The organism is Streptomyces humicola, assembly GCF_024436035.1.
GTDB classification, from domain to species: domain Bacteria; phylum Actinomycetota; class Actinomycetes; order Streptomycetales; family Streptomycetaceae; genus Streptantibioticus_B; species Streptantibioticus_B humicola.
Genome location: NZ_JANFNG010000001.1, coordinates 456882 through 476460, shown reverse-complemented (window position 1 = coordinate 476460; position 19579 = coordinate 456882). Strand labels below are relative to the sequence as shown.

Annotated in this window: 14 protein-coding genes; 8 read left to right on the top strand and 6 right to left on the bottom strand. The window is 68.6% G+C overall.

Features of this window, described 5'->3' with window-relative positions:
• Positions 1-272 precede the first annotated feature (272 nt).
• Complete coding sequence (locus NGB36_RS02270) at positions 273-1019, top strand: CAP domain-containing protein (protein ID WP_255918298.1); 747 nt, start codon at positions 273-275, stop codon at positions 1017-1019.
• Positions 1020-1076: 57 nt separating this feature from the next.
• Here NGB36_RS02270 and NGB36_RS02265 read toward each other — a convergent pair whose 3' ends face one another.
• Positions 1077-1775, bottom strand: a complete 699-nt coding sequence (locus NGB36_RS02265; protein WP_255918297.1) for a DUF4360 domain-containing protein — start codon at positions 1773-1775, stop codon at positions 1077-1079.
• 258 nt (positions 1776-2033) lie between these two features.
• On the opposite strand from NGB36_RS02265, the gene NGB36_RS02260 reads away from it, so the two are divergent.
• From NGB36_RS02260 to NGB36_RS02250, 3 genes are read left to right on the top strand one after another with little or no spacing between them, the layout of a single operon-like run.
• The gene (locus NGB36_RS02260) at positions 2034-4175 is read left to right on the top strand and encodes a sensor histidine kinase (RefSeq protein ID WP_255918296.1); all 2142 of its coding nucleotides are present in this window, start codon (positions 2034-2036) and stop codon (positions 4173-4175) included.
• The gene (locus NGB36_RS02255) at positions 4172-4594 is read left to right on the top strand and encodes a roadblock/LC7 domain-containing protein (protein WP_255918295.1); all 423 of its coding nucleotides are present in this window, start codon (positions 4172-4174) and stop codon (positions 4592-4594) included. The genes NGB36_RS02260 and NGB36_RS02255 overlap by 4 nt, the downstream gene beginning before the upstream one ends.
• Positions 4591-5001: a DUF742 domain-containing protein gene (locus tag NGB36_RS02250; RefSeq protein ID WP_255918294.1), complete on the top strand. Its 411-nt coding sequence runs from the start codon at positions 4591-4593 to the stop codon at positions 4999-5001. Before NGB36_RS02255 ends, NGB36_RS02250 begins: the two co-directional genes overlap by 4 nt.
• A 17-nt stretch (positions 5002-5018) precedes the next feature.
• On the opposite strand, the gene NGB36_RS02245 is transcribed toward NGB36_RS02250, so the two are convergent.
• Complete coding sequence (locus tag NGB36_RS02245) at positions 5019-6407, bottom strand: DUF2079 domain-containing protein (protein ID WP_255918293.1); 1389 nt, start codon at positions 6405-6407, stop codon at positions 5019-5021.
• Positions 6408-6773: 366 nt separating this feature from the next.
• Between NGB36_RS02245 and NGB36_RS02240 the strand changes: the two genes are divergently transcribed.
• Together NGB36_RS02240 and NGB36_RS02235 are read left to right on the top strand one after the other, a co-directional pair.
• Positions 6774-8654 (top strand): RICIN domain-containing protein, encoded by a 1881-nt coding sequence (locus NGB36_RS02240; protein WP_255918292.1) that lies wholly within the window; start codon positions 6774-6776, stop codon positions 8652-8654.
• A 526-nt stretch (positions 8655-9180) separates the two neighbouring features.
• Positions 9181-9435 (top strand): type A2 lantipeptide, encoded by a 255-nt coding sequence (locus NGB36_RS02235; RefSeq protein ID WP_255918291.1) that lies wholly within the window; start codon positions 9181-9183, stop codon positions 9433-9435.
• Positions 9436-9490: 55 nt separating this feature from the next.
• Here the strand turns inward: NGB36_RS02235 and NGB36_RS02230 are convergent, their stop codons facing one another.
• Positions 9491-10984, bottom strand: coding sequence for a hypothetical protein (locus tag NGB36_RS02230; RefSeq protein ID WP_255918290.1), 1494 nt, complete (start codon positions 10982-10984; stop codon positions 9491-9493).
• Between the two features lie 80 nt (positions 10985-11064).
• On the opposite strand from NGB36_RS02230, the gene NGB36_RS33635 reads away from it, so the two are divergent.
• Positions 11065-12684 (top strand): phospholipase D-like domain-containing protein, encoded by a 1620-nt coding sequence (locus NGB36_RS33635; protein ID WP_443740699.1) that lies wholly within the window; start codon positions 11065-11067, stop codon positions 12682-12684.
• Positions 12685-12926: 242 nt separating this feature from the next.
• Here NGB36_RS33635 and NGB36_RS02215 read toward each other — a convergent pair whose 3' ends face one another.
• Together NGB36_RS02215 and NGB36_RS02210 are read right to left on the bottom strand one after the other, a co-directional pair.
• The gene (locus NGB36_RS02215) at positions 12927-13139 is read right to left on the bottom strand and encodes a hypothetical protein (RefSeq protein ID WP_255918289.1); all 213 of its coding nucleotides are present in this window, start codon (positions 13137-13139) and stop codon (positions 12927-12929) included.
• Between the two features lie 266 nt (positions 13140-13405).
• Complete coding sequence (locus NGB36_RS02210; RefSeq protein WP_255918288.1) at positions 13406-14170, bottom strand: LysR family substrate-binding domain-containing protein; 765 nt, start codon at positions 14168-14170, stop codon at positions 13406-13408.
• Between the two features lie 58 nt (positions 14171-14228).
• Between NGB36_RS02210 and NGB36_RS02205 the strand changes: the two genes are divergently transcribed.
• Positions 14229-14633, top strand: a complete 405-nt coding sequence (locus tag NGB36_RS02205) for a DUF5997 family protein (protein WP_255918287.1) — start codon at positions 14229-14231, stop codon at positions 14631-14633.
• 496 nt (positions 14634-15129) lie between these two features.
• On the opposite strand, the gene NGB36_RS02200 is transcribed toward NGB36_RS02205, so the two are convergent.
• Positions 15130-19359: a GH92 family glycosyl hydrolase gene (locus tag NGB36_RS02200; protein ID WP_255918286.1), complete on the bottom strand. Its 4230-nt coding sequence runs from the start codon at positions 19357-19359 to the stop codon at positions 15130-15132.
• Positions 19360-19579 lie beyond the last annotated feature (220 nt).

The following is a 19579-nucleotide window of genomic DNA, read 5'->3' as shown; positions in this document are numbered from 1 at the left end:
TGTTCATCACGATGAGCCCGAATTAGCCGCAACGTGGCCTTAGGCGGGCCTTAAGGGAGCATTAAGGCCGACCCTGGGGTCCCTGTGCGCTGTCCGGCCCTCTTACTGTCGATTCCGCTTCGACTCACGCTGGGGTTCGATTCCGGGACGTATCAGAGGGTGCGGTTGCGATGGATTCGGGTGATCAGTCCGATACGGCTCACATACGCGGCGTACGAACCCCCCGCCCGCGGCGGCGTCACGCACGCCGCAAGGCGGGGTTGCGCGGCGCCATGACCGCCAGTGCGGCTCTGGCGGCGCTCGGTGGTGGCGTGAGCCTCGCCTATGTCAACGAGCCGGAGCAGCAGGCAAGCAACTCGGCCTTCCCCGCCCGGCAGTTGACGGAGACGGAGCAGCCGACGACTCACCCGGCGGCCGAGCTGTCGTCGGGATCTGCGATACCGGGGCACAGGCACGGGGTTGTCGTTTCCGCGCGGCCACGCAGCACCCCGGTGACCCGTAGCGCGGCCCCGGCGCCGCCATCGCCCCCGTCCGCGTCTCCGTCTCGTTCGGGGTCGGTGCCTCCTTCGTCCTCGACGTCCCCGCGCCCGTCCGCACCGACCCCCGCCTTGCAGGTGCTCGCCCTCATCAACCAGGCACGTGCCGCCCAGGGCCTGCCGCCGTACGCCATGTCGGACGGGCTGATCCGGAGCGCGGCAGCCCACAACGCGGTGATGGCCGGCGGTTGCGGGCTCTCCCACCAGTGCCCGGGCGAGGCGGCGTTGGGGGACCGCGAGACCGCGCAGGGCGTGCAGTGGAGCTCGGCGGGAGAGAACATCGGGCAGGCTTCGGGAATCGGGTCGAGCACGCAGGAGATCGCGTCGGCGGCTGTCGGCCTGACCCACAGCATGCTCGGCGAGCAGCCGCCGGACGACGGCCATCGGCAGAACATCCTCAGCACGTCCTTCAGCCACATCGGGATAGCCGTCCACCGGGACGCGGACGGCACGGTCTGGCTGACGCAGGACTTCTCCGGCTGACCCGCCGCCCCCGTCCCCTCCACAGCGGGGACGGGGGCGGATGTCGCAACGTTCCGTTCAGCGCCGGGTCGTCGAAGTCGGGCACTGCTTCCAGGTGAAGTGGTACGTGGTGGTGATGCTGCCGTCGGTGGAGTCCATGGTGATGAAGCTCGTCGTGGACGGGTTCTGCGTTCCGGCGGCGACGCGCAGCTCGGTGTTGATGTTGAAGTCGCGGTCCTCACCGCAGGGGGCGTAGACGAGGGAGGCCACGGAGGTGCTGTCGTTGTTCTCCCAGTCGTCGCTCAAGGGGCCGGTGAAGTCGTGGGGGACATAGGCTGTTTCCGGCATGCCCTGGAAGTAGTAGTTGGCTCGTTCCTCGGCGCTCGCGCCGGCGGCCAGGGAGGCGAAGCCGCGGTAGTCGGCCTCGGCGATGGCGTAGGTGAAGCCCTGCGGTACGTGGACGTTCAGCACCAGCTGGCAGTTCTTCCGGAAGTCCACCGGGTTGGAGCTGCCGCCCGCTTGTGCGAGGTAGGAGCTGTAGGTGACGGTGAACGCGGTGTTGTCGGGCGAGATGGCAACGGCGGCCGTGTCGGGTGCGCACCCCGAGCCGTTGACGGTCACCAGGTTGATGGTGATCTGTCCCGACGGTGGCGTGGTGCCGTCGTCGGCCGACGCCGGGGCAACCGCCGCCGTGCCGCACAGTAACGCCGCGGCGGCCGTGACGAGTACGGGTCTGAGAGACGTGACGGATCTGATGGATCTGAGGGGTCCGGCCATGACGAGCCCTTTCCGCTAGGTGAAGCAATGCATGGCAGGTCCATGCCACTCCTTGCGGAGCGTTCGGTACAGGTTCGGACCAGCCAAACCGCCGGGGGCGGTTGTGACGCGAACCGCACCCGAATCGGCCCTTGACGCGGTGACTACGGGGCCTGTTGCCGATACGGTTCTGCCGTTCGAGCCTCGGCGCATGTGTTCGAGGACTCGCTGTGGGCAGGTGCCCGTTCTCGCGCAACTCGGCGTCCCAGGGGAATGACCATGCGACTCCGCCTCGGCGGTCCCACCATCCGCACCCGGATCATCGGCATGGTCCTGCTCCCACTCGTCGGCCTGATGGGACTGTGGGCCTTCGCCATGGTCTCCATGACCGGCGATCTGCGTGCCCTGATCCGGGTGGAGAGCGTCTACGACCACTTCGGCACACCGGTGGACACCGCCGTCGGCCAGATACAGATCGAGCGCCGACTGGCCGCCGAGTACCTCGCCTCCCGCGGGAGCGCCCCGGCCCTGGTCGGACTGACGACGCAGGAGCGCGCGACCGACGAGGCGGTACAGGCCATGCGTGCCGCCGCGGCCGACCGGGGAAGACAAGGCGACCTCACCTCCGCACAGCGGAGCACCCTGTCGGACATGCTCACGGCGGCCGACGGGCTCGCCACCCTGCGCAAGCAGGTCCTCGCCCGGCAGCTCTCCTGGGACCGGGCGGTCGACGCGTACACCGCGATCGTCGAGCCGTCGTTCCGGGTCGAGTCCGCACTGACCGCTCTGCAGGCCGGGCGGCTCGCCCGCGAGTCGCAGACCGTCATCGACCTCGTCCAGGACCGGGAGTTCGTCTCCCGCGAGGATGCGATGGGCTCCGCGGCCCGTGCGGCGGGCGGCTTCACCACGGACCAGTACCGTGCCTTCGCCGATACCGTCGAGGACCGGCGGGTCTTCTTCCGGACCTATGTGCCCGACCTCCCCGCGGACTCACGCGAGCTGTTCGAGAACTTCTCCCGAAGTCCCCAGTACACCGCACTCGTCAGCGCGGAGAACGCGGTGCTGAGCGCGGGCCCGCACAGCGTCCCCGGCGCCGCCGGCACCGCGTCCTGGCGCACCACCATGGACAACGCCGTCCACAGCTACATGGTGACGTGCACCGACGCGGCCGGGAACGCGGCCGCACGCGGCCGCAGCTTCGCCCGGGCCGAACTGATCCGCGCCGGCGTCGCGGGCGGCGTCGGTCTGCTCGCCGTCGGCCTGTCGATCTGGTTCTCCGTCCGCACCGGCCGCCACATCTCCCGCAGGCTTGCGAACCTGCGGGACGCGGCAGGGCTGCTGGCCACCCACCAACTGCCCGACGTGGTCGGCAGGCTGAGTGCGGGCGAGCAGGTCGACGCCGCGGCGGAGGCGCCGCCACTCTCCTTCGGCGACGACGAGATCGGTCAGGTCGGCCGTGCCTTCAACGAAGCACGCCGCGCCGCCTTCGAAGCGGCGGTCGGGCAGGCCAGGATGCGCCGCGGGGTCTCGGCTGTGTTCCTCAACATCGCCCGTCGCAGCCAGGCCCTCCTCCACCGCCAGCTGAAGCTGGTCGATGCCATGGAGCGGCGCACCACCGACCCCGACGAGCTGGCCGATCTCTTCCGCATCGACCACTTGACCACCCGGATGCGCCGCCATGCGGAGGGCCTGATCATCCTCTCGGGTGCGGCACCCGGCCGGATGTGGCGCAACCCCGTGCCTGTGGTCGAGGTCGTCGGCGCGGCGGTCGGCGAGGTCGAGGAGTACGCGCGCGTCGAGGTGCCTCCGATGCCCGCAGTCGGTATCGCCGCCGAGGCCGTGGCGGACGTCGTGCACCTGATCGCCGAACTGGTCGAGAATGCCACCGCGTTCTCGCCCCCGCAGACCCAGGTGACCATGCGGGCGGGCGAGGCCGCGCACGGCTTCGTGCTGGAGATCGACGACCGTGGGCTCGGCATGGATCCGGACCAGCTCGCCGAGGCCAACCGCACGCTGGCGGGAATCCAGGACTTCGACCTCGAACAGACCGAGCGGCTGGGCCTGTTCATCGTCAGCCGGCTCGCCCGGCGGCACGGAATCGACGTCACGCTCTGCCGTTCCCCGTACGGGGGCACAACGGCCGTGGTCCTGCTGCCCTCCGCCGTCATCGCCGACGCCGGCCGGGACAGGAGTACGGAGCGGACCGAACCCGCGGCCGTCGTGGCAGCGCCGCGGCCGGAGCATGCGGCCCTGCCGAAACGGGTGCCGCAGACGAGCCTCGCGTCCCAGCCGGAGCAGCGGGCCGACCAGTCGGCCACCGAGGACGAGGTGACGCCGGAACAGATGGCCGCGATCTTCGGCTCGTTCCAGCGTGGACTCGCCCGAGGACGGAACGGAACCGAGGAAGGGAGCGACCGATGACGGCGACCGACGGGACAGGCCCGCAGCCGGCCGACGGACCGGCCGCGCTGGACTGGCTGCTCGACGACCTGGTCGCGCGCACCGGTGACGTCCGCCAGGCGGTGCTGCTCTCCTCCGACGGACTGGCCACCGCCGCCTCGCAGGGGCTCGGCGAGAAGGACATCGAACACCTGGCCGCCGTCTGCTCCGGCTTCCACAGCCTGGCCAAGGGCATCGGCCGGCATTTCTCGGTGGGCGGCGTACGGCAGACCATGGTGATGCTCGACGAGGCCTACCTGTTCGTCACCCCCGCCGGGGACGGCAGCTGCCTGGCCGTGCTCTCCGACGCCGGGACGGACGTCGGCCAGCTCGCCTACGAGATGGCGCTCCTCGTCAAGCGCGCCGGACGGCACCTGGGCACACCGTCGAGAAGCGCATGAACACCGACGACGCCGACCATCGGACCGGGTCCGCGACGCACGAGACACACTGGTACGAGGACGATTCCGAACCGCTGGTCCGCCCCTACACCGTGACCCGGGGCCGCACCCGGCCGGCCCGCGAGCACGAGTTCGACCTGATGGCGACGGTCGCGCCGGTGTCCGGCGTCCATCCGCCGACCGCTCTCGACCACGCCCGCAGCTCCCTGCTGGAGTCGGTCGGCCGTCGGCCGCGTCCGGTCGCCGAACTGGCCGCCGACGCGGGCCTGCCGGTCGGGGCGCTACGGGTGCTGCTCGGCGATCTGCTGGACGCCGGACTCGTCACCATCGAGTCCAGCGCCTCGACGGCGCGCGGGCCGGACGCGGCCCTCCTCCGCGAGGTCATCGACGGCCTGCGCCGCCTCTGACCGACAGCTGCGTCCGTCTAGGTCTTCCGCAGCACCCAGATCCCGTCCCAGTCGGAGACGACGCGGTAGTGACGCCATCTCTTCATGTTCGTGACATCCTTCGAGGTGCAGTCGCCCCCTGGGGCCTGAGGATCCGTCGATGGATCGTGGGAGTCCAGCAGAAGCCACGTCGGATGCATGAATGAGGCGTCGCAGGCGAACGACACCGCGTCCTTCCCCGTCAGTTGTGCCGCGGCACGCACCGTGGTTCCTACGGTGACGTTCGAAGGAATCTTCTTCACCATCGCATCGAGGACACGTTGATGGTGCGGAATCGTCCAGGTGCTCGGGTCGAAGGCGCTTCCGATCGGTCCTCCCCATGCACTGAGCACGGCCCCCACGGTGCAGCCGATCAGAAGACGGCGCTCGACGTGCGGGTGGCCGACGCGGCTGAAGGCGTCGATGGCCGCGGCGTAGATCATCGGCTCGAGCACCGCGCTGTAGTGGAGATCCAGCCCCCAGTAGAAGGGGTTGGTGCCCATGAACCGCCACAGCAGGGTGGGGACGACCAGCCAGCACAGGGAGGAACGGAAGGCGATGAAAGCGACCGGCGCGAACAGCACCGCGACCGTCGACATCTTCTCCATGCCGTTCTGGAGAAAAATTCCGGGCTGGAGGTTGTTGCTGTACTCGTAGTGTCCGTGAATCGCGGGGATGATCAGCTGCGTCTCCACCACTGTGGCGGCGACACCGAACCATGCGAGCCGGAGCCCCGGCCGATGGCCCTTCCTCCAGAGCAGGATGCCGATCACGGCGACGGTGAGCCCCAGGTCTTCCTTCACCAGGACCAACGGCACGGCCCACCACAGTGCGGCACGGTATCTGCCCTGGCCGAGGGCGGCGGCTGAGAACGAGATCAGCGGAACGGCGAAGGCGATCTCGTGGAAGTCGAAGGTGTCGGCGTTCACCAGGCCCCAGGAGACGGCCATCCCGGCCCCGGTACACCACATCGCCCACCGACCGATTTTCTCGGCCCAGCGCATCAGGGGCACCAGACCGAGGGCGAAGAGAGCGGCTTGGGAGATCAGCAGGCTGTACCGGGCCGGTCCCAGCGGCCAGAAGCGGTACAGCGGCGCGAGGAGAATGAGAATCGGATGAAAGTGGTCGCCGAGAAGGTCGAAGTGTGCCCCCTTCAGCGGGGCCCATGGAAGGTGTCCGTGGGCGTAGTTACGTATCGCCTCTTCGAATATCCCCAAGTCGTAACCAGAGGTTATCCCGACACGGTCCCGCTGTATCGCCATCATGCTGTAGAGGATGAAGACGAGACCGGCGAGGATCCACGGGGATATCGACCGTCTACAGCTGGTGTCGTCGTCCTCGACGACCTCGACGCTGGGTCTGTGTGGTTCTGCGAGCGTACTGGTCACCAAGCGTTCCCCTCCCGAGAAAAACCCCGCTAAACGGCGGTGACGTGGTCAGTGGAGGAGGAGCTTATACCGTGAAGCAATCAGCCCCGCACGGGAGTTCGCCCAGCCCCTCACGTGTGCGCCAGGTTACGCGAGCGACTCGCGCAGAAGCTGCGGCGCCGGGTTCCGTTCCCGCCCGCATCTTGTTTTGCCGCTCCAACGGACCGTACCGTCCAACGCGCCGGAGGATCGAAGGCTGAACGACCCTTCCCAGCAAGCCGAGCGCGTGGGAGGGGCGTCCCAGTCCCACCGGCGCTGCGAGCGGCGCCGGTTCGTGACGGGTCCGCCACACGGCGCATCCGACGGATGACGAAGGAGTCAGTCACCGTGAGAGCTCTGCGACGCAGGCTGGTCGGCAGCATAGCCGTCATTGCCCTGGCCCTGGGCGTCGGCAGCGCGGTCGGTACGCCGGCCGCCTCAGCGACGTCGGCCACGCCGCCATCGGCCGGCTACACGATCAGCATCGGTTCGACCGGGACGTACGCGTATCCGGACGACACGCCGGCCGGCTCGTACATCGACAAGGACGGCAGGTTCTACTTCCAGCAGTCCCATTCGCTCTACGGCGCGACGGACTCACGGCAGTGGGAGTTCTACACCGGCAAGAACTTCGACAGCGCCACCGCGTCGGGCGCGCTCGACAACGCGGTGAACCCGGCGAACTCCCAGGACAGGAACAACGACACGACCTGGCGCTGCAACAACAGCCCGACCGGCGCCACCGCGACCCCGGCGCCGTCCGGTTCGGGATATGCGGAGCCCGACTACTGCGACCTGATCGGTGTCTGGGTCGATCCGGACACGGGCAACTGGTACGGGCTGGTGCACAACGAGTTCACGCCTGAGCCGTTCGGCGACGGACTGCACTACGACGCGATCGACTACGCGGTCTCCACGGACCAGGGCAAGGTGTGGACGATCAAGGGGCACGCCATCACCTCCCCTTACAGCACCGAGCGCGGCGACACGAACGCGTTCCCGAACCAGACCTACGACTACGGCGACGGCGACCCGCGCCTGTTCGTGGACACCGCCTCGGGCTACTTCTACGTCTACTACGGCTCCCGGATCGTCCCCAAGGGCGGTGTGGGCGGCAGCACCGACGGCCTCGCGCACGTCGCCCGCGCGCCGATCTCGGGCAAGATGGCAACCGGCACCTGGCAGAAGTGGTACAACGGCTCCTGGTCCCAGCCGGGGGTCGGCGGCCTGGAGAGCAACATGGTCCCGGCCACCTCGTCCGACCCTAACGGGTACACCCCGGTCGACAAGGACTACAGCCCGTCCAACACCGGCACCGTGGACCAGCAGATCGCCGCGGGCGTGCTGCCGTCAAAGTCGAGTCTGTTCATCATGAACATCACCTACGACGCGTATCTCGGGCTGTACATCGGTGAACCCGAAGTCGTCTCCGGCACCGCGCCGCAGCAGTTCTACGTCACCGACGACCTGTCGACGCAGAAGTGGTACCTCATCGGCGACTCGGGCAGCTACCGGTCCAGCTCCTGGTACCGCTGGTTCCTCGACAGCGCCAACCTGACCAGCTCCACGATCGTCGGAAAGTCCTTCCGCTCCTACTGCGCGATCAGCTGCGCCGGCTCGGACGGCGAGTACGCCAACGTCACGGTGGACTCGACCGCCCCGGCCGCTCCCCCGTTCAACCCGGCCAGGACCTACCGGATCGCCGACGGCGACGGCCGGATCCTGGCCCAGGTCTCCGGCAGCTCCGCGACCACCTCGCCGGCGGCGCCGACCGGTTCGAACCTGGAGGCGTGGTCCTTCACCAGCAACGGCGACGGCTCCTACCGGATCACCAACGCGGCCACCGGACAGCTGCTCGGGGTCGACTCCAGCCGCACGGCGAGCCGGGCATGGGGGACCAGCCCGACCGTCTCCGCGGCAGGCTCGGGCGGACCGACCGTCGGTCAGCAGTGGTTCATCATCCCCGTCACCGGAACGCCCGGCAGCTACCGGCTGGTCAACCGCTACAGCGGGCTGGTCATCGGCCTGTCCGCCGGCAACGGCGGCATCGCGCAGACCACACCGGCCCGGTACTGGACCAACACCACCGGCAACAGCGTGGGCGGCGACCGCACCGCCGCCGAGCAGACCCTGACCATGACGGCCGTCGGCAAGGCGTTGCTCGGCGACCCGTCGGCCGACCTCCCCTTGCACGCGACGGTGACCCTCCCGGCCGGACCCGTCCGGTAGTCCGGCACCCCCGGGCCGCTGGTGCGGTACTGCCTGCGCGTCCAGACAACCGGCCCCGCGGCGGCTGCCACGTCGCGGGGCCGGTGCGCGCAACTGAAGCCGCCGGCTCGGCGCCCGAGGGTCAGGGCCGGCAACCGGCGCATTGTCTACCCAGCAGGGTCATAGGCTCCCCACAGAAGCTTCGGCTTGCGGTACTCCCGTCGTCTTTATGGGCCGACATGCCCGAATGACGTTCATCATCGGGTCCACCCGCGGGCGTTGAGCACATAAAATTCGGTGAAGGATTTGTCACCACCCGGTGGACGATTCCGTGCGCCGGCATGTTGCGATACAACCATGTCTGCAGAAATATCGGACGAGTCACGGTCGCCGGGCGCTCGTCGACGTGGTTTGATCTCGCGACCAAGAGGAGTTGGGCTTCCGTCCTTCCGGGTATCAGGCAGCCTTCGAACCGGCTGAAACCGGCCCCCTGAGCCTACCGATACCCACGCCGGAACGCCTGCAGCAACGAAGGGAAGGGCCAGTTATGCGTAAGGACTCCACACAAGAGATCGAAACCTGCGAGATAGCCGACAGCGACCTGGAGAATGTTTCCGGCGGCAATTTCGGGTTCGGGTCCCTCGCCCAGAACGTCGAGTCGATGCTGCCCGTTCCGTCGGTTTCGGGTGGCCTTCCCTCTCTCTCGGGTGGTCTGCCCGTTGAATCGATCTCCGGTGCAGCGGGCCTCCAGGCCACGGGCCCCATCCCGGGCCAGGCTGGTCTTGCTGGTTTCGCCGGCTGACACGATGTGTGCGCACCGCGGCCACGGCGTTTCCCGCCGTGGCCGTCGGCGCCGTCTACCAGCGGACCTTCTTGGGGGGGCGACAGGATCCGGTCGGGGTCGGCGCAGGGCTGGTGCTGGTCGTGCTACCGGCGGCCGGGGCGGTTGCGCTGGCCGTGGGTGTCGCGCTTCCTGTGCCGGCGGGTGCGCTCGGGGTAGCCGAGGCAGTGGCAGTGGCGCCGGTGCCGGCCGCTGGAGGGGTCTGGCCGAGTGGAGTGAAGGTCGCTGCGGTCACCACACCGTTGCCGTTGGTCGTCAGGGTGATCGGATTGGGTGCGTTCAGGAGCTTTCCGCAGCCCAGGTTGGTGAAGCTCTGGTTCCCCCGCATCCCGAGGAAGGTGAACAAATTGGTGGCCATGGCCGCGTCCGGGGAGGGGGCATTGGCGAACAGCGCCTGGTCCTTGAAGACCCGCTGGATGCCCGCGGCGTTGCCGAAGAGGTTCTGGCAGTAGGTGGTGCCATTGCCGTTGTCGGCTGCGCCGAGCGGGGCCTGGTCCACTCCCGCCCGGTAGAGGTTGGTCTTCGTGGCGCTGGCATTTGCGTTGTTCAGCGTCATCGGATCGTTCAGCGGCACAAGGGCGATGGGCGCCTGCTGGTTGGCGGCGGCGGACAGTTCGTCCAGCGGCAGCGCAGCGCTCGGCATCCCGCCGCTCGACTGGTCGGGTTCGGTCAACGGAGCGCAGCCCAGGGCCGGGTCCATGAACGCGCTCAGCAGGAGGTTGTCACTCGCGTTGGCCAAGTCTGTGGCGTTGGGCACCGCGGCCTTGCCCGCGGTGCTGTTCTGTGCGATCTGCCCGTTGCCGTTGGCCAGATAGTGGGTCACGACGTTGTCGCTCTGGTCCTGGTCCACCACGGAGAAGTCCCGGGTCGTGGGGCACGGCATACCGTCCTTGGCGGTGCCCACCGCCGGTATCTGCAGCTGGTTGTTGGCGATCTGTGTGTTGGCCGCCTGGAAGAAAGCCGGCGCGTTGCAGTAGGCGAACTGCCCGAAGACCGAGCCGTTCCGCCCGTTGACGCACATCCCCTGGGTGAGGCTGTTGGCCCCGGCCGCTGACCGCAACGTCAGGTTCGTCCCGTTGAATCCGAACCAGATCCCGACCGTCGATCCGGCGGGCACCTGCGCTGGGGCAGGGGCGGCGGCCGGTTGGGTGCCCTTGTCGACCACGAGCGGGTCGTAGAGCGACAGCTGACCGTTGGGGCCGAGAACGGCCGCCTCGACGAACGCCGACTGGTTGGCGTTGGCCTCATGGCACGGCCCCATCGCCGGGTTGGTGGCCGTCAACTGGTACGGGGTGGCCAGCCCTTGGGCGCTCAACGGGTTGGCCGGCACGACCAGCGTGCAATTCGGGTTCGCATTGGCGGCCGCAGCCGCCTGTGCCGCGCCGCCTGCGTTCGCCCCGGGGGATGCGGCGGCTGCGGGTGCCACAGGGTGCTGGCGCCCGCTCACGGCGGCGAACACTGTCCCGACCACTACTCCCATGATCAGCGGCACGCCCGTAAGCGCGAGCATCAGCTTGGAGAACCTGCGCCGTCGTACCCGCTGACGGCGCAGGGACCTACGCGTTCGTTCCGTGCGTATGTGGGACACCGATGAACTCCCATCGTTCTCACCCATCGCCGACTACCGCGCCAGGGGCGCCGCCCCGGGCCGCGAACGACAGGGACGAGATATGTCTGACTGAGCCGGGCCCGCCACCGCACGCCCTCATCCGGCGGCGGGCGCAAGCCACTTCACACACGCATGACCGCCGTGCGAGGTTCACTGCTGCCGTTCACAGGCTGTCCAGGGCACAGAGTCCAAGCCCTCAGCGGACAGGGGCGACTGAAGCCCTCGGCCAGGCGGTATCGGGCGGTTCCTCCACATGCCGAGCACCGCCGCGTCCGACCACCGCCACCTCCTGTTCAGCCTTCCGTCATTCACAAGGGCTTCACGAGGGGTCAACACTGTGCCTTACTTGTGGGCGCTACGCGCGTTGTCCCTGCCCTACGTCGTCAGGAGGCTCGGATGAGCGTCACCCGTCGTCTGTTACGCACCCTGGCTGCAGGAGCCATGTCTGCGGCCACCGCGATCGTGCCCGCTACCGCCCACGCCGCCGCTCCTACTCCCTGGTGATCCTGCCGGATCAGGGTGAGAGCGCGATATACAACTTCGTCAACTCGGCGACGAAGTCGATCGACATGACCATCTACGAACTGCGCGACACCACGCTCGTCAACGACCTGGTGAACAAGGAGAAGGCGGGTGTTCAGGTCCGCGTCATCCTGAACGCCCAGCACACCTCCGTCAACGGCGCCGCCTACAGCACGCTGTCCGCGGGCGGTGTCGGGGTCACCTATTCGTCCTCGGCCTACGTCTACACCCACCAGAACTCGGCCTACGTCTACACCCACCAGAAGACAATCACCGTTGACGGCACCAAGTCCTACATCAGCACCGGCAACTTCGACACCACCTACTACTCCACCTCACGTGACTACGGCGTCTTCGACTCCGACAGCGCCGATGTCGCCGCGATCGAGCAGGTCTTCAATGCCGACTACGCGAAGACCGCGATCACCCCGTCCGTCGGCACCGACCTGGTCTGGTCGCCCACCGACTCGCAAAGCCACCTGCTGTCCCTGATCAACGGCGCGCAGCACAGCCTCGACGTCGAGGAAGAGGCCGCCACCGACACCACCGGCGCCAACGGCAGCACCACCTTCACCTGGAACGTCAACCCGTCCTCCGGCAAGTGCACGCCGAATCAGCTACTCGGCAATCCCGGCTTCGAGACCGGCAGTGCGGCACCGTGGTCCGCATCGTCCGGAGTGATCAACTCCAGCAGCAGCGAGCCGCCGCACAGCGGATCGTGGGACGCCTGGCTCGACGGCTACGGAACCACGCACACCGACACCCTCTCCCAGGCCGTCACCATCCCCAGCGGCTGCTCCAGCTACCAGCTGAGCTTCTGGCTGCACATCGACACGGCCGAAACCACCACCACCTCCGCCTACGACACCCTGAGCGTGCAGATCCTGAACAGCTCCGGCACGGTGCTCGGCACACTGGCCACCTACTCGAACCTTGACCACATCACCGGGTACGCCCAGCACACCTTCGATCTGTCGGCCTATGCCGGACAGAACGTCACGCTGAGATTCACCGGCAGCGAGGACTACGAGTTGCAGACCTCGTTCGTCATCGACGACACGGCCATCAACATCAGCTGATCATTCCGGCCACGGAAGCGATCGAACAGCTCCCCGCGCGGCTGCGAGGCGGGGAGCTGCGCCGTGACCGGATCGCGCAGGAGCACACCGTGAAACCCTCGATGATCAGCGGTGCTGACGCGGGGCTGTCGTGACCGCACCCGGTCAGGACGCCCGCAGGACGATCGTGCCGTGGGGCCCAGTGGCAACGCAGTCCTGACCGCGGCTGTTCCAGCACCGCCTGATGGCACAAGGACACGGTCTCAGGTCGGCCACACCTCCGGGCCGCCTCCCCGCCACTCGATCACCTTCGGATCATCGAGCCTGATCTCGCTCGTATCGATTCCCTCCCGGCGCAGCAGCGTCCGCAGCTCCCGGGGCCGATGCGCCCGGCCGACGTACTCACCGTTGACCGTCACCCGCCGTCCTGCCAGACCCGGCGAGTGCACCACCACCAACGGATGCTGCTCACCCACACATCCAGCCTGCGCCCTACCCCTGGGCTGCGGCTACTCGGACGGGCACCGCGATCATGCGGCCCACCGTCAGTGCAGGCAGTGCACGCGGCGGGCGGGCTGAGACCGGACGTCCGGCCCGGCCCGTGCTGCCGGGTCGCGGTCAGCGGGTGGGCATCGTCGCCGATGATCGTCTACGACCATCGGCGGCGCCGGCCGCTCCACCCACGCCTTCGACACCCACCCCTACACCCCCCGACCGGCCACCGCCGCCAGACACCGGGCAGCTACGACCGGCGGCGAGGTTTGCCGCGCTTGCTGCGCTTCAAGCCGCCGGAACCGCTCCGTGAGCTTTTGCCGGTCGACTTGCCGCCCGCAGGCTTCCGCCGTGCGCCGCCTGTATCGGGGCGCTTGCTCTTCGGCTGGGCCGCCGGGGCTGGGGAGCGCCCCCGTGAGCTGTTGACGGTCCGCCCCCGGACGATTCCGATGAAGTCCTCCACCAGGTCGGTGGTCTCTTCCTCGGGCCACGAGAGCGCGACGCGCGACTGAGGAGCGTCCGTGACCGTCCGGTACGTGAGATCCCTGCGGTGGTGGAGGCGGGCGAGCGACTGCGGGACCACGAGCAGTCCCACCCCTGCTGCCACCAGCTCGATGGCATCCGCCGTCGTGGCGGGGCGCTCGATCGCGGGCCGTCCCGGCGGATGCTCCCACTCGAGCGTGTCGTCGAGGGGATGGAACACGATCTCGTCAGCCAGGTCCTCGGCAGACACCTCATCGACCGCTGTCACGATGTGATCCTTCGGGATCACGACCACCGTCGTCTCGGTGTAGAGGGGGATGACGCTCAGGTCCGTCCGGTCGATGGGCAGCCGTACGAAGCCCGCGTCTGCGCCGCCGCGGCGCAACACCTCGGGTGCTTCGGCGGCGGTCACCGCGACGAGGTTCAGTGGGATGTCGGGCAGTCGCTCCTGCCAGATCCGTACCCACTTGGCGGGTGTCACCCCCGGGACATACGCGAGCCGGAACGAAGAGGGTGCTTCCGAGCCTGTCACGCGGCCAGGTTACCGGGCGTGGTCGGAGCCGGTGCAAACGCTCGATATCCTTGATGCCATGACGTCGCACCGCAGCACCCAGACGATGAAGCCCGCAACCGCGGCGAAGAAGCTGGGTGTGTACCTCGAGGCCACTCCCGCCGCGTTCCAGGAGGGTGTCGTCTCGCGCGACGAATTGAATGCGCTGCAGGCCGACCCGCCCGAGTGGCTCCGGGAGCTGCGCCGCAACGGCCCGCACCCCCGGCCGGTGGTCGCCGCGAAGCTGGGCATCTCCATTTCGGGTCTCGCGCGCGGCGGAGTCACCGAACCTCTCACCACGGACCAGATCGACGCCCTGAAGAGGGAACCTCCCGAGTGGCTGCAGAAGGAACGCGCCACCCAGGCCGAGGTTCGGAGGGAAGCGGTGCGCATCAAGGAGAAGAACGCGGAGCGAGGCGACGAATCCCGCCGGCCGCGTTCCTGATCTGTGTCGACCAGGGATGCCGAGTTCGTCGACTGTCCTACGGGAAGCCCTGGTTCGGCCCGTTGATCCGGCCGTTCGTCCGCTTTCGGTTGGGCTGCCCGCTCCTACTCGTGGAAGAGGCCGCTGAGTAGTCACCAGGGCTGCCGCCCGGCAACGCCGGTGCCGACGTGGCGAAGGCGGCACCGACACCCACGGCGGTTGCGGAGTCCGCGTGGGGCGTCGTCACGCCTCCCACCTGCGTTCCGCTGGACGGAACAGGGGTTCTGCCGCTCCGCCGACACCGCGCCTATACGGGACGCATCGCCCGACCGCCCCGCGTTCCGGAGGTGCCCTCATGCTCGCAGCCCATCTCCCCACGATCCCTGCTGGGCGTTGCCCATGACTGCCGACGGGCGCTCCTCCCCCGCCGTGCTGAAACACGTCGCGAACGAATCGTTCGCCGACGGCGACGGTCCCGGCGGTTCGCCCGCCGGGGCCGTTGTTCACCGTCGGGCTGTCAGCCGAGGCCGACGGCGAAGACGTGCATGGCGCTGCTGCCGGTTGCCAGCCTGGTGCCGACGTCCGGCAGGGTGACGGAGGCGACATTCTTTGCCGGGTTGACCGGCACGTTGATCTCGAACACCGACACGGGCAGCTGCTGGGACGTGCCGCCTGCCGAGTTGCGGTACGGGATGGTGATGGCGGTGTTCTCCGGCGGCGTCGCGGTCCCCGCCCAGTCGGTGACGGCCACGGGCGCGGTGACGGTGGTGCCGTCGGTGTACGTGACGGTGACGGTGCCTTGGGAAGCGCCGTTGGTCGAGGTGACGAGGAGTCCGACGTTGCCGGCGCCGGAGTGCTGCGGCAGCAGGATCGTCTGTCCCGCGGCGAGGACGTTGTCCGCCTGGCACGACGGTACGTTCGGCCAGGTGAAGGTCACCCCGCCGGAGGTGACGGTGCTGCCCGGGGAGGCGCCCGCCGTGGCCAGGGCGTCGGCCGACAGGCTGTATCCCTGACCGTCCATGTTGGCGCAGGACTGGTTGTCGTCCGGGCTGATCGCGGTGTTGTCGTAGTAGTCGCTCATGGAAGCGGTGGGGGTGATCTCCAGCGCGGCAGTGTCGGTTGCCTGCCCGGAGGCGTTCGTCACCGTCACCGATGCCGGGGTTCCGGCCCAGACGCGTGCCTGGGCGCCGGCCTGCGGCACCGTGAACGTGATCTTCGAGTCGCTCCAGGAGTCGAGAGTGAGAGCGTTGCTGCCCGGCGCGCCCCAAGTGGTGCCAAGGTCGCTGAAGGTCAGGTATCCGCTGCCCTGGCTGGTGCCGAATCCTGATCCGGTGACGGTCACCTGCTGGCCGGCCGAGGCGGTCGCCGGGATGACGGACGCCAGAACCGCGCCGGTGAGCGGTTGCGTCGACGTGGCGATCGCGAAGATGTGCAACTGGCCCTGGGTCGCCGTCGGCGGGAGCATCACGCTGCTCAGCGTCTTCGCCGGGTCGACCGGGAGGGACGTGGAGTAGACGTAGGTGGTGGCGTTGTCACGGCCCGTGCTGCACCCGGAGCAGTTGCGGTAGGGCAGCGTCGCGGCGATCTGGTTGCCGAAGGACGGTTTTGCCTTCCCTGCGTTGAGCGTCCAGTCGGACAGGCCCACCCAGTAGCGCGCGGTGCTGCCGTCCGCGTACGTGAGGGTGGCAATTCCCTGGCTGGGGCCGTCGGTTGCCGAGCCGAGGAAGCCGATCTGCTGGGTTCCGGTTGGAGCGTTCAGCGTGACCTGCTGGCCCGCGGCGCTCGCGTTGTCCGGGTAGCCCGGGTCGGGCAGCGGCCAGGAGTAGGCGAGGCCGCCGACGGTCACGGTGTGGCCGGCGGTCACCCCTGCCGTCGCCAGTGCTTGGGCGGAGTAGCTGTTGCCGTCGTTGTCGAAGTTGGCGGCGCTCACGGCGGTGTCGTTGGAGATGCCGGCGTTGTTGAACGCGTCGAGCAGGGTGCCGGGCCGGACCACCTTCACCGTCAGTGTCAGCCCGGGAAGCGTACTTCCGCCGGCGGTGAGCTTGATCGGCACGGCGTAGAACGTCTGCGGGGTCGAGGCGTCGGCGTGCACCGTCACGCTGAGCTCCGCCTGGCCCGCTGCCGGGAGGTGAAGGGACCCGCTGCTCGGTGTCACGGTGATCCCGGGCGGCGCCGACAGGCCGGCCTCGACGGTCTGCGGGCTGCCGGTCACGTTCTGCGCCGCGATCGTGACGGTGGTGGCGCCGCCTGGTGCGACGGTCGCCTGCATGCTGGTCAGGAAGCCGATCGCGGGCACCTCGCCGTAGCCGGCGGACGGCGGTGCGTCCTGCGGCGCCGCTCCCCAGCCGGTGTTGGGCGCCGAGCCGAGGGTGAAGTCCACGCCGGAGCCGGAGGTGAGCGCCGAGATGGGCAGCCAATCCTTGGTGGAGGTACGGCCGTTGACCTTCAAGGACTGCACATAGCTGCTGGTGGAGGCTCCGGGTGCGGAGATCGAGACGTGGCCGCCGCCGGGCAGGCTGATCTGCGCGGCGGGGAAGATCGGGGCGCCCAGGGCGAGGGCCGTGGCGCCCGGGGTCTGCGGGTACATGCCGAGCGAGGCCCACACGAACCAGGAGCTCATCGCGCCGACGTCGTCGTTGCCCGGCTCACCGCCGGGGCTGTCGCTGTAGACGGAGGTGAGGAGCTTGTGGACGGTGGCCTGCGTCTTGTACGGCTCGCCGGCGTAGTCGTAGACCCAGGGAGCCAGCAGGTCGATCTCGTTACCCGCCCAGTAGTATGGCTCGTTGGGGCCGACATTGAGCTGCTGGAAGAATGAGTCCAGGCGATGGTCCACGGCCGCTTCCCCGCCCATGGCGTCGATCAGGCCGCCGAGGTTCTGCGGCACCATCCAGTTGTACTGGGCGGCATTGCCCTCCTGGTATCCGGACTGGCCGAAGTTGCCCATGCCCACCGTCAGCGGGTCACCGACGGGGAAGTTGCCGGAGTTGTCCCTCGGTTGCAGGTAGCCGGTGGCGGGGTTGAAGAGGTTGGTCCAGTTCTGCGAGCGCCTCCAGAACGTCTGGGCGGTCGAGTGCTGGCCCAGGGCGTCGGCGAACTCGCCGATGGAGAAGTCGGCGGTGGCATACTCCAGCGTCTCCGAGACTCCGTTGTTGACCGGAGATATGGAGCTGGCGGAGGTGTTGGGCACGTAACCGAGCTGCTGGTACCGGTCGAGCTGTGGGCGCTCGGTGTAGTAGCCCTGCCCGAGCTGACTGCTGGTCGGTACGACGGTCGCGCCCTTGATCATGGCAGCGAGGGCGGCCTTGGCGTCGAAGTCGCGGGCGCCGAACCGGTAGGCCTCAGTGATAATGGGGTCGGCGGCGTCACCGTTCATCACGCCCGTGTACCCGTTAGCCACCGGCCACTTGGGCAGCCAGCCGCCCTGCTCCTCGTCGTTGACGAGCGAATCCATCATCTGACTGGTCTGCTCGGGTGCCAGCGCTGCGAGCAGCGGCACCTCGGAGCGGTAGATGTCCCAGCCGGAGAAGGTCGTGTACTGCGTCTTCCCGTTCGGCAGGGTGTGGACCTTGTTGTCGAAGCCAAGGTACTGGCCGTTGGCGTCGCTGAAGACGGTCGGGCCGAGCAGGGCGTGGTACAGCGCGGTGTAGAACTCGACCTGCTGATCGTGTGTTCCGCCGCCGATCCGGATCCGGGAGAGCAGTTGCCGCCATGCGGCGCGCGTCTGGTGAGCCACCGCCGAGACGCTCCATCCCGGGTCCTCCGCCGCGAGGTTGGCCGAGGCGTTGGCCTGGCTGACGTAGCTGATCGCGACCTTCATGCCGATCTGGCTCTGCTGGGTGGTGTCGAACGTGACCCATGCCCCCGACTTGGGTCCGCTGGTGCCTGCGACCTGGGTGCGGTTCTGCGATCCCTTCGCTTCGACTCCCGGTGGCGGGTTGGTGTGACCTGACGGCGAGGTGCCGGGCGCAGGCGCCAACTGCGGTGTCCTAAGCGGCCCGTGGGTGGCCGTCGTGCGGGCACCCGGTGTGACCGAGGTGCCGTTCCACGTGCCGTACGAGGCGAACGGGCGGTTGAAGGTGGCCGTGAAGTAGATGGTCTCGGTGTTCTGCGTACCGCAGAAGTGCCCGCCGCTGATGGAGCCGGCGACCTCGTTGTTGCCGACGATGCTGACGCCGGCCGCGGAGTTGCCGCCCTGTGAGTCGCCGGCCTTGAAGAGCATGTTGGCCTGGGTGGTGGACGGAAAGCCGAACTGGCCGATGCCGGTCCGCGTCGTCGCAGCCACCTGGGCGCTGATCGAGGCGTCGGACCCCAGCTTCGTGGCGTAGTAGCCCGGCGACGCCTGCTCGTTGGAGTGACTGAAGGGTTCCGTCGTGGCCGCCGGGTTCGACCCGATGGCTCCGACGGTCGGCAGGATCGGCAGATCACCGGCGATGTCGCAGCCGGCCCCCGCCACATGCGCGACGCTGAGCCCGATCGTGGAGTTGTCGTTGTAGTAGTAGCCGCCGGCCGCCGGTCGTGACGGGGTGTCCGGGCTCCAGGAGAGCATCCCGAAGGGCATCGACGCGCCCGGGAACTCGTCGATGCTGCCGACTACTTGGCCGCCCGAACCGGTGCCGATGAACGGATTCACCAGGCTCGTGGGGTCCCCCACGAGCACCGGGCCGCCGGCCGCCTGCGCGGGCGACGGCAGCGTTCCCGCCACCAGCAGCGCGGCGCATGCGGTGATCGCCCGCCACCATCTGCGCACATCCGCGCGCGCACTTTTACGTCTTCTTGTCCGCCGACGCCCCATCAGGACACCTCCACCCGCGACCGTTCCGCCGGGACCACACCCGAACAGACAACGTTGTCAATGTAGGAGTTGGGGTGCCCCTGTCAAGCCCTCGCGCACTCGTTCCCAGCATGGGCCACGCGACAGCCCGCAGCTCCGGACGCCGCCGACCGGCGGCGCGAGACCGTTCACGGTC

Bases quoted from the DNA above. Each gene is read 5' to 3' on its own strand.
- NGB36_RS02260 (WP_255918296.1), top strand. From the start codon at position 2,034: ATGCGACTCCGCCTCGGCGGTCCCACCATCCGCACCCGGATCATCGGC.
- NGB36_RS02230 (WP_255918290.1), bottom strand. From the start codon at position 10,984: ATGCTCGCGCTTACGGGCGTGCCGCTGATCATGGGAGTAGTGGTCGGG.
- NGB36_RS02270 (WP_255918298.1), top strand. From the start codon at position 273: ATGACCGCCAGTGCGGCTCTGGCGGCGCTCGGTGGTGGCGTGAGCCTC.
- NGB36_RS02235 (WP_255918291.1), top strand. From the start codon at position 9,181: ATGCGTAAGGACTCCACACAAGAGATCGAAACCTGCGAGATAGCCGAC.
- NGB36_RS33635 (WP_443740699.1), top strand. From the start codon at position 11,065: ATGAACTCCCATCGTTCTCACCCATCGCCGACTACCGCGCCAGGGGCG.
- NGB36_RS02255 (WP_255918295.1), top strand. From the start codon at position 4,172: ATGACGGCGACCGACGGGACAGGCCCGCAGCCGGCCGACGGACCGGCC.
- NGB36_RS02265 (WP_255918297.1), bottom strand. From the start codon at position 1,775: ATGGCCGGACCCCTCAGATCCATCAGATCCGTCACGTCTCTCAGACCC.
- NGB36_RS02250 (WP_255918294.1), top strand. From the start codon at position 4,591: ATGAACACCGACGACGCCGACCATCGGACCGGGTCCGCGACGCACGAG.
- NGB36_RS02205 (WP_255918287.1), top strand. From the start codon at position 14,229: ATGACGTCGCACCGCAGCACCCAGACGATGAAGCCCGCAACCGCGGCG.